The sequence below is a fragment of the Microbacterium sp. LCT-H2 genome, assembly GCF_001866135.1.
Lineage (GTDB): Bacteria > Actinomycetota > Actinomycetes > Actinomycetales > Microbacteriaceae > Microbacterium.
On record NZ_MODW01000008.1, the window covers coordinates 1 to 15100 of the forward strand.

Consider the following 15100-nt stretch of genomic DNA (forward strand, 5'->3'; position numbering starts at 1 on the left):
GCTCACGCAGGCCGAGATCGATGCCGCCGACGCGCACCAGCACCACGTCACTGCGGGTAACGAAGAGGCGGAGGCTGCCGAGATCCAGGGCGCTCACGAGCGCGCCGGGTTCCCGGATGCGCCGCTCACCGTCGACGAGACGCACGTCGACGAGACGCCGAACACGCCCAGCACGGTGATCTCGACCGAGCCGGTCAAGAAGCCTCGGAAGAAGAAGTCGGAGGACGACGCGTAGTCGTCACTCCCCCTCGCGAAGGCCCCGTCCGCTCGGACGGGGCCTTCATCGTTCTCCCCTGATGAGAGGATCGTCTCATGTCTTCGGTCGTCCGCCTCCTCCGTGCTCCCGTCCTCGCCGATGCCCCGTACGCGTACGCCGCCACCGCCCCCGCTGACGCGCGTCTGGTCTTCCTGGCCGGAGCCTGCCCGTTGGAGGACGATGGGACGACCACCGCCCCCGGTGACTACGCCGCTCAGGCGGCACGGTGTGTCGAGACGCTGGAGCTCGCACTCAAGGCTGCCGGCGCCACTCTGACGGATGTCATCAGCACGCGCGTCCTGGTGGCTTCCTCCGCGCAGCGGGACCTCGTCACGGCCTGGGACGTCATCCACGCCGCGTTCGGCGCTCACGACGTGCCCAGCACCCTTCTCGGGGTCACGGTGCTCGGCTATGACGACCAGCTCGTCGAGATCGAGGCGGTCGCCGCTCTGCCCGCGGATCGTGCATGATCACCCTCATCCGACACGCGACGGATCAGGACCATGCCGTCCTGGAGGAGATCGAGCGCGCCGCTGACAGCCTTCTGACCGATCGCTTCGGTGCCGAGGACTGGCCCCCGCCATCGACAGCCGACGACCGTCAGCGCGCGGAGGGATTCGTCCTGGTGGCCACCTGCTCCCCTGCGACGGAAGCTGCCGGCGGAGGTGACATGCCGGTCGGGTTCGTTCAGGTGCTGGAGGGACCCGGGTACGCCCATCTGGAGCAGTTGTCCGTCCACCCCGCTTCCGGTCGCCGCGGGATCGGTCGCGCCCTCGTTCTGGCGGCCCAGGACGAGTCCCGCCGTCGGGGCCGCTCGCAGCTCACGCTGCGCACCTACGCGGATGTCCCCTGGAACGCCCCTTTCTACTCCCGCTGCGGCTTCGCGGAGTCCACGCCGGACACCGACTTCCTCCGTGAGCTCGTCGCCGTCGAAGAGCGTCTGGGCCTGACCCGGTACGGACGGCGGATCCAGATGACCGCGGCGCTCTGACCGGCTACGACGGCAGGATTCGCGCGACGCACGACGGAATCCCTCGGTCGTCGGCGCCCGCGCATCCCTAGTCTGGGCTCATGATCGATCCTCTCGACTACTTCGCCGCCCGACTCGCCTTCGAGACCGACCCCAGCGACGTGCACGCCGACCGTGCCACCGGCCGCGCGCTGGTCGTGATCGACGTCCGCTCGAGCGAGGCATTCGCCCAGGGGCGCGTGTCCGGCGCGCTCCACATGCCTCACAGCGAGATCGCTCACCGCGCCCCGGAGGAAATCCCGGCGGATGCCGAGGTCGTCGTCTACTGCTGGAGCCCCGGATGCAACGGCGGTGTCCGCGGCGCGCTCGAGTTCGCTCGTCTGGGCTATCGAGTGCGCGAGATGATCGGCGGCTTCGAGTACTGGGCCCGCGAGGGATATCCCGTCGAAGACGCCGAGGGTGTGCACCACCGTCCCGTCGACCCGCTGACCGGAATCCCCCGCATCCGCACCCGCGTATGAACAGGTCACAGGAACGACGAAGGCCCCCGGAGTGATCCGGGGGCCTTCGTGGTGCGAGATGACTCAGCGGGCGAAGTTGCCGCGGTAGTACTCGTAGACCCAGCCGACGATCGCGACCACGAAGATCGCGAGGCCGATCGGGAGCAGGAAGTGACCGACCGCAAGACCCACGACGAAGACACCCGCCGAAGCTGCGAGCACCAGCGGCCACCAGGACCACGGGCTGAACTCGCCGAGCTCGGGGTCACCGTCGTCGATGTCCGACGTGAGGATGTCCTCGGGCAGCTCGCCGTTCTGCGCCTTGTGCGTCCGGTCGAGGTAGAAAGCGACCATCGCGCCCATGAAGGCCGAGAAGAATAGGGCGACCGTGCCGACCCACTCGATCTGGTTCACCAGCGGAAGCCCCGGGTGAGCCAGGATGTTCCAGCCCGTGTAGACGACGCCGACAAGGGCGAAGAACGCGGTGAGGACCCACCAGATGATGACGTTGTCGCGCATGGCTCAGTGGCCCTCTCGCTCGCCGGGTGCGGTGGTCGCGAACTCCGCGGCCTCCGGGTGGTTCAGATCGAAGGCCGGACGCTCGCTGCGGATGCGCGGGATCGACGTGAAGTTGTGCCGCGGCGGCGGGCACGAGGTCGCCCACTCCAGCGAGGCACCGTAACCCCAGGGGTCGTTCACGGTCACCTTCGGAGCCTTGCGGGCGGTGATCCAGACATTCAGGAAGAACGGCAGCATCGACGCACCGAGGATGATCGCACCGATCGTGGAGACCTGGTTCTGCCAGGTCCAGCCGTCCGCCGCGGAGTAGTCCGCGTAGCGACGCACCATGCCGTCGACACCGAGCCAGTGCTGGATGAGGAAGGTCATGTGGAAGCCGACGAACAGCATCCAGAAGTGCACGTAGCCGAGGCGCTCGTTGAGCATGCGTCCCGTCCACTTCGGCCACCAGAAGTAGAAGCCGGCGAACATCGCGAAGACGACGGTGCCGAACACCACGTAGTGGAAGTGCGCCACGACGAAGTACGAGTCGCTGAGGTGGAAGTCCAGCGGCGGGGCCGCGAGGATCACGCCGGTGAGACCACCGAAGACGAACGACACGAGGAAGCCGAGCGAGAACACCATCGGAGTCTCGAAAGTCACCGACCCTCGCCAGAGCGTTCCGATCCAGTTGAAGATCTTCACACCCGTGGGCACCGCGATGAGCATCGTCATCAGGGCGAAGAACGGCAGCAGCACGGAGCCGGTGACGTACATGTGGTGCGCCCACACGGCGACGGACAGGGCCGCGATCGCGATCGTCGCGTAGACCAGGGTCTTGTACCCGAAGATCGGCTTCCGGCTGAACACCGGGAAGATCTCCGAGACGATGCCGAAGAACGGCAGCGCGATGATGTAGACCTCGGGGTGGCCGAAGAACCAGAACAGGTGCTGCCAGAGCAGGACACCGCCGTTGGCCGGGTCGTAGATGTGGGCGCCGAGGACGCGGTCGGCCGCGGCAGCGAAGATCGCCGCGGCGAGGACCGGGAAGGCCATCAGGATCAGCAGGCTGGTGATGAGCGTGTTCCAGCTGAAGATCGGCATGCGCCACATCGTCATGCCGGGAGCACGCATCGTGATGATCGTCGTGATGAAGTTCACCGCACCGAGGATGGTTCCGAAGCCCGAGATGCCCAGACCGAGCATCCAGAGGTTTCCACCGGCACCCGGCGAGAACGAGGCGTTGGCCAGCGGCTGATACGCGAACCACCCGAACGAGGCGGCACCCTGCGGGGTGAGGAAGCCGGCGACGGCGATGGTCGAACCGAACAGGAACAGCCAGAAGGCGAAGGCGTTAAGACGCGGGAACGCGACGTCCGGAGCACCGATCTGCAGCGGCAGGATCGCGTTCGCGAAGCCCGCGAACAGCGGCGTCGCGAACATCAGCAGCATGATCGTGCCGTGCATCGTGAACAGCTGGTTGTACTGCTCCTTCGTCGGGATGATCTGCATGCCCGGCGCGAACAGCTCGGCGCGGATGACGAGGGCCATCACGCCGCCGAGGAGGAAGAACATCACCGAGGCGATGAGGTACATGTACCCGATCGTCTTGTGGTCCGTGGAGGTGATCCACTTGACGACGATGTTGCCCTTCTGCTCGACGCGCGACGAGCTCATCAGAGCGGCCTGGCGCGCGGGCAGGGTGGTGGGACGGGAGCGGGGTGCCTCGTCGGTGCGAGGAGCTTCAGTGGTCGACATGACTTACTCCTCTCCTTCCTCGGTGTCGGTCTTCCCGGAGGTGCCGGGGAGGTTCGAGAGACGGTCGTACGCGTCGGTGATGTCTCCCGTGTTGCCCTCTTCCTCGAGGGACTGCAGGTAAGCGTCGTACTCGTCCTGCGAGACGACCTTCACGTTGAAGAGCATCATCGAGTGGTACTCGCCGCAGAGCTCGGCGCACTTGCCGGCGTACTCGCCCTCACGAGTGGGGATGAAGGACCAGGAGTTGTCCTTCCCGATGAACATGTCCTTCTTGTAGAGGAAGTCGATGATCCAGAAGGAATGGATGACGTCTCGGGACTGCAGGTTGATCGTGACCTTCTGGTCGACGGGGAGCACCAGCGTCGGCAGTTCGGCCTGGTCGATGTTGCCCTCGGCGTCCGGCTGGGCCTGGATGCCCATCGTCCAGACGGTGTCCTCATCGGTTTCACCGTCGTACTGGAAGTCCCACGCCCACTGCTTGGCGATCGCGGTGATCTCCACGTCGGGGTCGTCCCACTTCGCCTCGATCTCGGTCTGATCGCGAGCCGTGAAGAAGAACATGCCCAGCACGAGGATGAGCGGCACGATCGTGTAGAAGATCTCGATCGGCATGTTGTAGCGCATCTGCACCGGCAGGCCGGTCTGGCCCTTGCGCCGGCGGTACGCGATCGCAGCCCAGGCCATGAGGCTCCAGGTGACGACGCCGACCGCGAGGAGAACGATCCAGGAGTTCACCCAGAGGGACGAGACACGCTCCGTCTGGTTGGTTGCTGCCGGACCACCGTCCACGAAGCCCGGTAGAAAGCCGTTCAGCTCGGTGGGAGTACATCCCGCCAGAGCCACAGCTGCCACAACTCCCACAGGGAGTGCGGCCCAACGAAGGCGGCGTTTCGAGGGCACGATGCACCTTTCAGATCGCGGACAAGGCATGTTCAAGTCTAGAGCAACCTCACACCTGATTCATGCCAACCATGCAGGTTGAGACGCCGAACGGCCGCCGTCACACGAGGTGACGACGGCCGTTCGCGGGAAGAACGTGTCAGTGGAAGCTGTCGCCGCAGGCGCAGCTGCCCGCCGCATTCGGGTTGTCGATCGTGAAGCCCTGCTCGGAGATGGTGTCCTTGAAGTCGATCGAGGCACCGTCGAGGTAGGGAACGCTCATGTTGTCGACGATGACCTCGACACCGTCGAAGTCGACCGTCTCGTCGCCTTCGAGGTAGCGCTCGTCGAAGTACAGCTGGTAGATCAGGCCCGAGCAGCCGCCCGGCTGCACGGCGACGCGCAGACGCAGGTCGTCGCGTCCCTCCTGCTCCAGGAGGTTCTTCACCTTCGTGGCGGCGGCGTCCGTCAGCGTGACGCCGTGTGCGCTCGTGGTCTCTGCGGACAGGGTGGTGTCGCTCATGTCGCTCCTCAGGACGGGCCGGGTACGGGCTCTCCGACGATTCTACCGCCGGTGCGGACGGAAGGCTCAGATCTCCCGCGCGTTCATACGGGCGAGCAGCAGTGCCTCGGTCGCTACGGCGTGCCGGAAGGTGTCCAGATGCAGCGACTCGTTGGGGCTGTGCGCGCGGGAGTGCGGATCCTCCACACCGGTGACGAGGATCTGCGCCTGCGGGAACTCCCGCACGAGATCCGCGATGAACGGGATGGACCCGCCCACACCGAGATCCACCGGGGGCACCCCGTACCCGTCACGCATGGCTTCCCGGGTCAGCGCGACGGCCCACCCGCTGGTGTCCACGAGGAAGGGGTTGCCGAGGTCCACATCGGAGAAGGTCAGCTCGGCGCCGAAGGGCGCGTGTGCACGGAGGTGACGCTCCAGAGCCTCGTAGGCATCCTGGCCGGACTGCCCGGGCGCGACACGGGCGCTGATCACCACGGTCACCTCCGGGAGCAGCGTGTTCGACGCGGCAGCGACACTCGTCGCGTCGATGCCGATGACCGTGATGGAGGGCTTGTTCCAGATGCGGCTGAGGATCGTGCCGTCGCCGATGGGCGTCGTCCCCGGGAGGAGCCCGGCCTCGTCGCGCAGCGTCTCCTCGGTGTACTCGGGCGTCTCGGCATCCCGAGCGGTCATCCCGTCGACCGCGACGGAGCCGTCCTCGTTCCACAGCGTGGCGAGGAGTCGCACCGTCGCCATCATCGCGTCGGGCACGGCGCCGCCGAACATCCCGGAGTGCGAGGCGTGGTCGAGCGTGCGCACCTTCAGGGTGAAGCGGGCGTTGCCGCGGAGAGACACGGTCAGGCCCGGCGTGACGGAATCCCAGTTGCCGGAATCCGCGACGACGATCGCATCGGCGCGGAGGGCGTCCTTGTTGTCGGAGAGGAACTGCGCGAACGACCGCGAGCCGTACTCCTCCTCCCCCTCGACGAACATCGCGATCCCGAGGTCGAGGTCGTCGCCGAGCACGTCGGCGACCGCTCGGATCGCGCCGATGTGCGCCATGATGCCCGCCTTGTCGTCCGCGGCTCCGCGGCCGTAGAGGCGCCCGTCGCGCACGGTCGGCTCGAACGGCGGCGTCTCCCACAGGGCGTCATCCCCCGGAGGCTGCACATCGTGGTGGGCGTAGAGGAGGATCGTCGGCTTGCCGTTCCGCGCGGCGCGGGTCGCCAGGACGGCCGGCTGGCCCTGCTCGTCTGTGCCGGGGATGTCAGCACGGAGCACCCTCACCTCGTCGAACACCCCGGTGCCGCGCGCGAGCGTGGCGACGGCGTCGGCGCTGCGCTCGAGCTGAGCCTGGTCGAAGGCGGGCCAGGCCATGCCGGGAATACGCACGAGGCTTCCGAGGTCCGACAGCGCGGAGGGGATGCCGGTGGCGACGGCTTCGAGGACGGCGGCGTCGGACTCGCTGGGAAGTGCAGGTGAGGTCATGCGAGTAATCTTAAGGCGACCCACCCCAGCGAACCGAGGAACCTCGTGGCCACTACCCCCGCCTCCCCTTCGACGAACGACGACGCCCCCCAGACGCCTGCCGTCGGCAAGGGACGCGCGACGCCGACCCGCGCCGAGCAGGAGGCTGCGCGTCGCCGCCCCCTCGTGGCGAACACCAAGGAGGCGAAGGCCGCGGCTCGCGCCGAGCTGAACGAGCGCCGCGCGAAGGCGCAGGCCGGCATGGCCGCCGGCGAGGAGAAGTACCTCCCCGCGCGTGACAAGGGCCCGCAGCGCCGATGGGTACGCGACTACGTCGACGCCGGCTGGCACCCCGCCGAGTTCGTGATGGGTGTCATGGTGCTCGTCATCCTGGCCTCGCTGCTGCCGACGAACATGATGATCTCGTTCTACGCGTACCTGTTCATGATGGCGTACCTCGTGATCGCGATCGGCGGCATGATCCTCCTCGGCATGCGGGTCAAGCGCAAGGCGGCCGCGAAGTTCGGCAAGGACCGCGTCGAGAAGGGTCTCGGCTGGTACGCCGGCATGCGAGCCCTGCAGATGCGCTTCATGCGCCTGCCCAAGCCGCAGGTCAAGCGCGGGCAGTACCCGGACTGACCAGTCCTCGGTTGATCTCGCGACCCCAGAACGGGCCGCGATAGAGGAACGCCGTGTAGCCCTGGACCAGGGTGGCCCCGGCATCCAGACGCTCCTGCACGTCGGCGGCCGTCTCGACGCCGCCCACCGCGATCACGCAGAAGTCCTCGGGGACCGCGGCGCGCACGACCCGGAGGACTTCCAGCGACCGCTGCTTGAGTGGCGCGCCGGACAGACCGCCCGCGCCCGCCGCCTCGACGACGGCGGCATCGGTGCGCAGTCCGTCACGGCTGATCGTCGTGTTGTGAGCGATGATGCCCGCGAGCCCTTCCTCGACGGCGAGCCGCGCGATCGCGGTGATCTCATCGTCCGACAGATCGGGGGCGATCTTCACGAGCAGCGGGGTGGACCCGGCCGCGTCACGGACGGCGCGCAGCAACGGCGCCAGGGTCTCCACCGCCTGCAGGCCCCGCAGCCCCGGAGTGTTCGGCGATGAGACGTTGACCGCGAGATAGTCGGCCAGCGGAGCCAGGCGGGTGGCCGAGGCGACGTAGTCGTCGACGGCGTCTTCCACATCCACCACGCGGCTCTTGCCGATGTTCACGCCGATCACCGTGTCGGGGGCGCCACGGCGGAGGCGGGCGAGGCGGCGGGCGGCAGCGTCCGCGCCCTGGTTGTTGAAGCCCATGCGGTTGATGACCGCGCGATCCGCGACCAGTCGGAACAGGCGCGGCTTCGGGTTGCCCTCCTGCGGGACGGCGGTGACCGTCCCGACCTCGACGTGCCCGAAGCCGAGCGCGGCGAGGCCGCGGACGCCGACGGCGTTCTTGTCGAACCCGGCCGCGATGCCGAACGGCGACGGGAACGTCAGCCCCAGGGCCTCGACGCGAAGCGAAGGGTCGGGGCGGGTCATCGCGCGGGTGGCCCACGAGAGCGGCGGCACACCGAGGACGCGGATCACCGCCATGCCGGCGTGGTGGGCGAACTCGGGGTCGAAGCGCGACAGGACGGCGCGGAAGAGCAGCGGATACATCCCTGCCAGATTACCGGTCCGCCGCCTCCGCCTTCGCGTGGTCGGCCCGGAGGTCGCTGATCGCGGACTCGAAGTCCTCGAGCGAGTCGAACGCCTGGTAGACGCTCGCGAAGCGGAGGAAGGCGACCTCGTCGAGCTCACGGAGCGGCCCCAGGATGGCGAGGCCGATCTCGTTCGTGTCGAGCTGGGAGACGCCGGTCTGCCGGACCGCCTCCTCCACCCGCTGCGCCAGGATCGCGAGGTCCGCCTCCGTCACGGGACGCCCCTGGCAGGCCTTGCGCACACCGGAGATGACCTTCTCCCTGCTGAAGGGCTCCATGACGCCGGAGCGCTTGATGACGTTGAGGCTCGCCGTCTCCGTCGTGGAGAACCGTCCTCCACATTCCGGACACTGACGGCGCCGACGGATCGAGAGCCCGTCGTCGCTGGTGCGGGAGTCGATGACCCGGGAGTCGGGGTGACGGCAGAAGGGGCAGTGCATCTGACAGATCCTACGCGGTGAAGCGGGCCTCGATCGCCTCGCCGTGGGCCGGGAGCACCTCGGTCTCGGCCAGCGCGACCACACCCTCCCGAACAGCGGCCAGGGCCGAGCGGTCGTAGGAGACGACCTGCTGTGGGCGGAGGAACGTATAGGCGCCCAGGCCCGGTGCATAGCGAGCCTGACCACCGGTGGGCAGCACGTGGTTGCTTCCGGCCATGTAGTCACCGAGGCTGACGGGCGTCTGGTCGCCGACGAACACGGCACCGGCGCTCGTGAAGGCGGCTGCCGCCTCCTCCGCATCCGCGAGGTGCAGCTCCAGGTGCTCCGGGGCGTAGGCGTTGCTGAACGCGGCCGCCGTCGCTCGGTCGTCCACCAGCACGATCGCCGACTGCGGGCCGGACAGCGCGGCCCTGACGCGTTCGCTGTGCCGGGTGCGCGCGGCCTGCTGCTCGACCTCTGCGCGGACCTGCTCCGCGATCTCCAGGTCATCCGTCACGAGGACGGCCGAGGCCTGCTCGTCGTGCTCGGCCTGGCTGACGAGGTCGGCGGCGATGAGACGAGGGTCGGCGTCGGCGTCGGCGACGACGAGGATCTCGGTCGCGCCGGCCTCGGAGTCCGTGCCGACCACCCCGGCGACGGCCCGCTTCGCCGACGCGACGTAGTTGTTTCCCGGTCCCGACACGACATCGACGGGATCGAGCCCCAGGCTCGCGACACCGTGGGCGAGCGCACCGATGGCTCCAGCTCCGCCCATCGCATAGACCTCGGAGACCCCGAGCAGCGCCGCGGCGGCCAGAATGGTCGGGTGGACGCGACCGTCCTGGTCCGCCTGCGGCGGCGAGGCGAGGGCGATCTGCTGCACCCCCGCGACCTGCGCGGGAACGACGTTCATGACGACGCTCGACGGGTAGACGGCCTTGCCCCCGGGGATGTAGACCCCGACACGGGCCACCGGCTGCCAGCGCTGCGTGATGGTCGCTCCCTCGCCGATCCTCGTCACCTGCGGTGCGGGAACCTGCGCGGCCGAGGCCAGGCGCACACGTCGGATGGCCTCCTCGAGGGAAGCGCGGACCGTCGGAGCCAGGTTCGACAGCGCCTCCGCGAGGTGTGCTTCCGGCACCCGCACGGCGTGCCCGGTGACCCGGTCGAACCGCTCCGCCTGTTCCCGCAGCGCGTCCTCGCCGCGATCCTGAACGTCGTCGACAAGACGCGCGGCGGTGTCGAGCGCCTCGGCTCGCGCCTGGGTCGCGCGCGGAACGGCTGCGAGCATGTCAGCGGGCGAGAGCTCGCGCCCCCGCAGATCGATCGTGCGCATGTCAGCCCTTCGTGATGCCTGCGATGTCGTGGAGGTAGCCGATGCGCCCGTCATCGTGGCGCACGACGAACGCCCCGCCCCGATCCTCGATGACCAGCGCCCAGGCGGTCGGACCGATGCGGAAGATCGGCTCTCCGCGTTCGTCGTGCACGTCGCGCTCCGTCGGGGCGAGGATCCAGAAGGGCTGCGCCTCGGGCGCGTTCCGACGCGGGGCGGCTGCCTGGTGATCGTCGATGACGGATTGCACCGCCGTCGCATCATCCGATGCCGGTTCCTGCGCGGCCGCGAGTTCCTCCTCGGAGAGCGCCTTGGCGCCCAGCAGCGACTCGATGCTGCCGGTGTCGGAAACGATCTCCGGCTGCTCTCCGCGGGAGCGCCGTGAGTAGACCGGTGTGTACTCGTCCTCCGCGGAGACCGGCACGGTTCCGGTTCCCCCACCCGAGGCATGCGCGGTGAGAGGGACGCGATCTGCGCCGCTCGCCGACACATCGCTCGTGTCGGTGTCGGTGTCGCGGAGATCGGCGGCGTCCGCGTCGGCGGTGCCCTGCTCGGCATCGGCGTCGGCGTCGGAGATGACGGCTGTCTCGCCCTCGGCTGCCGCAGCGGGAGACTCGGCGGCCGCAGGGGACTCGGCGGCGGATCCGCTCGACGTCGCCTCGGGACGCGGCCGTGCGATCACCGGGCGCACCGGATTGGCGTTGCGGTGCGCCAGCGTGACGAGACGCCCCTGGAAGTCCTCCTTGAGCCCCGGGATGAGCGGCGCGAAGACGGTGAGCACGACGAGCGCGGTCGAGGTGATGACCTGCACGACGGCGTTCCAGGGCAGACCCCAATTGCCGGTGGAGATGACGGCGGAGAAAGCGAGCCACAGATTCCCTGCCCACACACAGGCCGACACCGAGAACGCCACGGAGGCGAACTGGTCGATTCCGAGCGACCCGACTCTCCGGATCCCGTCCGGCGAGAAACGCCGGAGGACAAGGAGGAAGACGGCCACGGTGGGCACGCCGATCGGCAGGATCCACTGGATGCCGATGCCCCACAGCGAGATGCCCCCGCTGAGGGGGAAGAAGGAGACGAGGAAGGAGACCGCCCATACGCCCACGATCAGCAGCTCGCGCAGCGTGAAACCGAGGATGCCGTACTCCGGCGTGACCTCGTCGTCGTAGAGGACGCCGTCCTCATCGCTGAACACCGCTTCGGTGTCCGGCTCGGGAAGATCCGTGCTCATAGTCGTCCTTTCCTCGTCGGCGCACCACGTCTTTCCGGTGCTCTCGACGGCTCCCGATCCTACCCGCTCACCCCAGACAGGTTGGTCCGAGCAGTGACTTGAGGTCACCGAAGAGGTCGGCGGAGACCTTCACCGGCATGGGCACCTCGAACACCTTCGCCGTGCCCGCGCGGTGCACGCGCAGCAGCACCTCGGTGTCCCCGCTGTGCCGCCGGAGTACCTCCGCCAGCTCCGTCATGACCCGCTCAGTGGCGCGCTGCTCCGCGAGGACGAGCGAGAGCGGACCCGCCGCGTCGAAGGAGCCGACGTCGGGCGCGAACGCCGACTGCGCATGCAGATTGAGCCCGTCGTCGCGGCGCGACACCCGACCGCGCACGGCGAGGATCGCATCCTGCTGCAGAGTGTGCTGGAACTCGAGGTACGTCTTGCCCATGAACATCACGGTGACCTCGCCGTTGAAGTCCTCCACGGTGATCATGCCGTAGGGGTTTCCGCTCGCCTTCGCCACACGATGTTGGACACTCGTGACGAGGCCGGCCACAGTGACCTGATCGCCGTCCTGCAGGTCCTCGGAGTTGTTGAGGTCGTGGATGGAGATCGAGGCATGCTTCGCGAGCGGGACCTCGAGGCCAGCCAACGGGTGGTCGGAGACGTAGAGGCCGAGCATCTCCCGCTCGAAGGCGAGTTTGTCCTTCTTGATCCACTCGGGACGAGGAGGCACCTTCGCGGGGGCCGCCTCCTCCATGCCGTCGTAGAGACTGTCGAAGTCGAAGCCGATGGCGCCCTGAGCCTCGTTGCGCTTCCGGTCCACCGCCGCCTCCACGGCGTCTTCATGGATCTCGAGGAGGGCCCGACGGGTGTCCCCCATGGAGTCGAAGGCCCCGGCTTTGATGAGCGACTCGACCGTGCGCTTGTTGGCGACGTGCAGCGGCACCTTGTCGAGGAAGTGGTGGAACGAGGTGAACCGCTCATCCTTGCGGGATTGCACGATGCCGTCGACGACGTTCGTGCCGACGTTGCGGACGGCGCCGAGACCGAAGCGGATGTCGTCGCCGACGGCCGCGAAGAAGTTGATCGACTCCGAGACGTCCGGCGGGAGCACCTTGATCCCCATCCGGCGACACTCGTTCAGGTAGAGCGCCATCTTGTCCTTCGAGTCGCCGACGCTCGTGAGGAGGGCGGCCATGTACTCGGCCGGGTAGTGCGCCTTGAGATAGGCGGTCCAATAGGACACGAGACCGTACGCGGCGGAGTGCGCTTTGTTGAAGGCGTAATCCGAGAACGGCAGGAGGATGTCCCACAGCGCCTTGACCGCTCCTTCCCCGAAGCCGCGCTCGGTCATTCCCGCCGCGAACCCGGCGTACTGCTTGTCCAGCTCGGACTTCTTCTTCTTTCCCATCGCTCGGCGCAGGATGTCGGCCTGACCGAGGCTGAACCCGGCCACCTTCTGCGCGATCGCCATGACCTGCTCCTGGTAGATGATGAGCCCGTAGGACTCCTCCAGGATCTCGGCGAGCGGCTCCGCGAGTTCGGGATGGATCGGGGTGATCTCCTGCTGCCCGTTTTTGCGCAGCGCGTAGTTGGTGTGGGAGTTCGCTCCCATCGGCCCCGGACGGTACAGCGCGATGAGGGCGGAGATGTCACCGAAGTTGTCCGGCTTCATGAGCCGCATGAGTGAACGCAGCGGCGGACTGTCGAGCTGGAACACGCCGAGCGTGTCGCCGCGGGCCAGCAGCTCGTAGACGGCGGGGTCGTCGAGACCGAGGTGCTCGAGATCGAGCTCTTCGCCCCGGTTCATGCGGATGTTGTCGAGCGCGTCCGAGATGATCGTGAGGTTCCGGAGGCCGAGGAAGTCCATCTTGATGAGGCCGAGGGACTCGCACGACGGATAGTCGAACTGCGTGACGATCTGGCCGTCCTGCTCGCGGCGCATGATCGGGATGATGTCGAGCAGGGGCTCCGACGACATGATGACGCCGGCAGCATGCACGCCCCACTGCCGCTTCAGCCCCTCGAGGCCGAGTGCCCGGTCGAAGACCGTCTTCGCCTCGGGGTCGGTCTCGATGAGAGCCCGGAACTCGCTGGCCTCCTTGTAGCGCGGGTGCGCGGAGTCGAACATGCCGTCGAGGGGCATGTCCTTGCCCATCACGGCCGGCGGCATCGCCTTGGTGAGCCGCTCGCCCATGCTGAACGGGAAGCCGAGGACGCGCCCGGCGTCCTTGAGGGCCTGCTTCGACTTGATCGTGCCGTACGTGACGATCTGTGCGACCCGCTCGGATCCGTACTTCCGGGTCACGTACTCGATGACCTCGCCCCGGCGGCGGTCGTCGAAGTCGACGTCGAAGTCGGGCATCGACACGCGGTCCGGGTTGAGGAACCGCTCGAAGATCAGACCGTGCTCGAGAGGGTCGAGGTCGGTGATCTTCATCGCATAGGCGACCATCGAACCCGCACCGGAGCCACGCCCCGGACCGACGCGGATGCCGTTGTCCTTGGCCCAGTTGATGAAGTCGGCGACGACGAGGAAGTAGCCGGGGAAGCCCATCTGGAGGATGATGCCGGTCTCGTACTCGGCCTGCTTGCGCACCTTGTCCGGGATGCCGTTCGGGTACCGGTAGTGGAGGCCCTTCTCGACCTCCTTGATGAGCCAGCTGTCCTCGGTCTCACCCTCAGGCACGGGGAACCGCGGCATGTAGTTCGCCGAGGTGTTGAACTCGACCTCGCACCGCTCGGCGATCAGGAGCGTGTTGTCGCAGGCCTCCGGGTGGTCCCGGAAGAGCTGCCTCATCTCAGCGGCGGTCTTGATGTAGTACCCGTCGCCGTCGAACTTGAAGCGGTTCGGGTCGTCGAGCGTGGAGCCGGACTGCACGCACAGCAGGGCTGCGTGGGCGTCAGCCTCGTGCTGGTGGGTGTAATGCGAGTCGTTGGTGGCCACGAGCGGGATGCCGAGGTCTTTCGCGAGACGCAGCAGATCCGTCATGACCCGGCGCTCGATCGACAGGCCGTGGTCCATGATCTCGGCGAAGTAGTTCTCCTTGCCGAAGATGTCCTGGAACTCCGCTGCGGCCGCGCGGGCGGCGTCGTACTGACCGAGCCGCAACCGCGTCTGCACCTCTCCCGACGGGCACCCCGTCGTGGCGATGAGCCCCTTGCCGTACGTCTGGAGCAGCTCGCGGTCCATACGCGGCTTGAAGTAGTACCCCTCCATGCTCGACAGCGAGCTCAGCCGGAAGAGGTTGTGCATGCCCTCCGTGCTCTGACTCCACATGGTCATGTGGGTGTACGCGCCCGAGCCGGACACGTCGTCGCTGCGCTGGTCCGCCGAGCCCCACTGCACGCGGGTCTTGTCGCTGCGGTGCGTGCCCGGGGTGACGTACGCCTCGAGACCCACGATCGGCTTGATGCCGGCATTGCGGGCGGCGTTGTAGAACTCGAACGCCGCGAAGGTGTTCCCGTGGTCCGTCACCGCGATCGCCGGCATGCCGTAATCGGCCGCAGCCTGCGTCATCGCATTGATCTTCGCAGCCCCGTCGAGCATCGAGTACTCGCTGTGCACGTGCAGGTGGACGAAGGAGTCGGATGCCATGCT

Annotated in this window: 14 protein-coding genes and 1 pseudogene; 5 read left to right on the plus strand and 10 right to left on the minus strand. The window is 67.8% G+C overall.

The genetic code is table 11. The features are described 5' to 3' along the window. The 4 genes and pseudogenes from BK819_RS14875 to BK819_RS14890 all read left to right on the plus strand — a co-directional run. Nucleotides 1-235: pseudogene (locus tag BK819_RS14875) on the plus strand (ubiquinol-cytochrome c reductase cytochrome b subunit); the annotation flags it as partial. A gap of 77 nt (nucleotides 236-312) precedes the next feature. Next, a complete protein-coding gene (locus tag BK819_RS14880; protein ID WP_071329821.1) occupies nucleotides 313-726 on the plus strand; it encodes a RidA family protein in 414 nt (137 codons plus the stop codon). After that, on the plus strand, nucleotides 723-1247 hold the full coding sequence (locus tag BK819_RS14885) for a GNAT family N-acetyltransferase (RefSeq protein ID WP_071329822.1): 525 nt from the start codon (nucleotides 723-725) through the stop codon (nucleotides 1245-1247). The genes BK819_RS14880 and BK819_RS14885 overlap by 4 nt, the downstream gene beginning before the upstream one ends. Before the next feature lie 80 nt (nucleotides 1248-1327). Beyond that, nucleotides 1328-1747 (plus strand): rhodanese-like domain-containing protein, encoded by a 420-nt coding sequence (locus BK819_RS14890; RefSeq protein ID WP_071329823.1) that lies wholly within the window; start codon nucleotides 1328-1330, stop codon nucleotides 1745-1747. A gap of 63 nt (nucleotides 1748-1810) precedes the next feature. Here BK819_RS14890 and BK819_RS14895 read toward each other — a convergent pair whose 3' ends face one another. From BK819_RS14895 to BK819_RS14915, 5 genes are all read right to left on the minus strand, one after another. Next, nucleotides 1811-2245: a cytochrome c oxidase subunit 4 gene (locus BK819_RS14895; protein ID WP_025105064.1), complete on the minus strand. Its 435-nt coding sequence runs from the start codon at nucleotides 2243-2245 to the stop codon at nucleotides 1811-1813. Nucleotides 2246-2248: 3 nt separating this feature from the next. Beyond that, the gene (gene ctaD / locus BK819_RS14900) at nucleotides 2249-3982 is read right to left on the minus strand and encodes a cytochrome c oxidase subunit I (RefSeq protein WP_071329824.1); all 1734 of its coding nucleotides are present in this window, start codon (nucleotides 3980-3982) and stop codon (nucleotides 2249-2251) included. A gap of 3 nt (nucleotides 3983-3985) precedes the next feature. After that, nucleotides 3986-4912, minus strand: coding sequence for a cytochrome c oxidase subunit II (gene coxB / locus BK819_RS14905; RefSeq protein ID WP_071329825.1), 927 nt, complete (start codon nucleotides 4910-4912; stop codon nucleotides 3986-3988). A 109-nt stretch (nucleotides 4913-5021) separates the two neighbouring features. Continuing rightward, nucleotides 5022-5384, minus strand: coding sequence for an iron-sulfur cluster insertion protein ErpA (gene erpA / locus BK819_RS14910; RefSeq protein WP_071329826.1), 363 nt, complete (start codon nucleotides 5382-5384; stop codon nucleotides 5022-5024). 66 nt (nucleotides 5385-5450) lie between these two features. Continuing rightward, entirely contained in the window at nucleotides 5451-6854 is a 1404-nt protein-coding gene (locus BK819_RS14915; RefSeq protein WP_071329827.1) for a dipeptidase, read from the minus strand. 45 nt (nucleotides 6855-6899) lie between these two features. Between BK819_RS14915 and BK819_RS14920 the strand changes: the two genes are divergently transcribed. After that, on the plus strand, nucleotides 6900-7472 hold the full coding sequence (locus tag BK819_RS14920; protein WP_060921218.1) for a DUF3043 domain-containing protein: 573 nt from the start codon (nucleotides 6900-6902) through the stop codon (nucleotides 7470-7472). Here BK819_RS14920 and BK819_RS14925 read toward each other — a convergent pair. The 5 genes from BK819_RS14925 to dnaE form a co-directional block, all read right to left on the minus strand. Further along, entirely contained in the window at nucleotides 7447-8484 is a 1038-nt protein-coding gene (locus BK819_RS14925; protein WP_071329828.1) for a quinone-dependent dihydroorotate dehydrogenase, read from the minus strand. The genes BK819_RS14920 and BK819_RS14925 overlap by 26 nt on opposite strands. A gap of 10 nt (nucleotides 8485-8494) precedes the next feature. Further along, a complete protein-coding gene (nrdR, locus tag BK819_RS14930; RefSeq protein ID WP_025105071.1) occupies nucleotides 8495-8965 on the minus strand; it encodes a transcriptional regulator NrdR in 471 nt (156 codons plus the stop codon). A 10-nt stretch (nucleotides 8966-8975) separates the two neighbouring features. Then, nucleotides 8976-10280 carry a histidinol dehydrogenase gene (hisD, locus tag BK819_RS14935; protein ID WP_071329829.1) on the minus strand — a complete coding sequence of 435 codons (1305 nt, stop codon included), beginning with the start codon at nucleotides 10278-10280 and terminating at the stop codon, nucleotides 8976-8978. Nucleotide 10281: 1 nt separating this feature from the next. Continuing rightward, nucleotides 10282-11511 carry a hypothetical protein gene (locus BK819_RS14940; RefSeq protein WP_071329830.1) on the minus strand — a complete coding sequence of 410 codons (1230 nt, stop codon included), beginning with the start codon at nucleotides 11509-11511 and terminating at the stop codon, nucleotides 10282-10284. Between the two features lie 67 nt (nucleotides 11512-11578). After that, a complete protein-coding gene (gene dnaE, locus BK819_RS14945) occupies nucleotides 11579-15097 on the minus strand; it encodes a DNA polymerase III subunit alpha (protein WP_071329831.1) in 3519 nt (1172 codons plus the stop codon). Nucleotides 15098-15100: the final 3 nt, after the last annotated feature.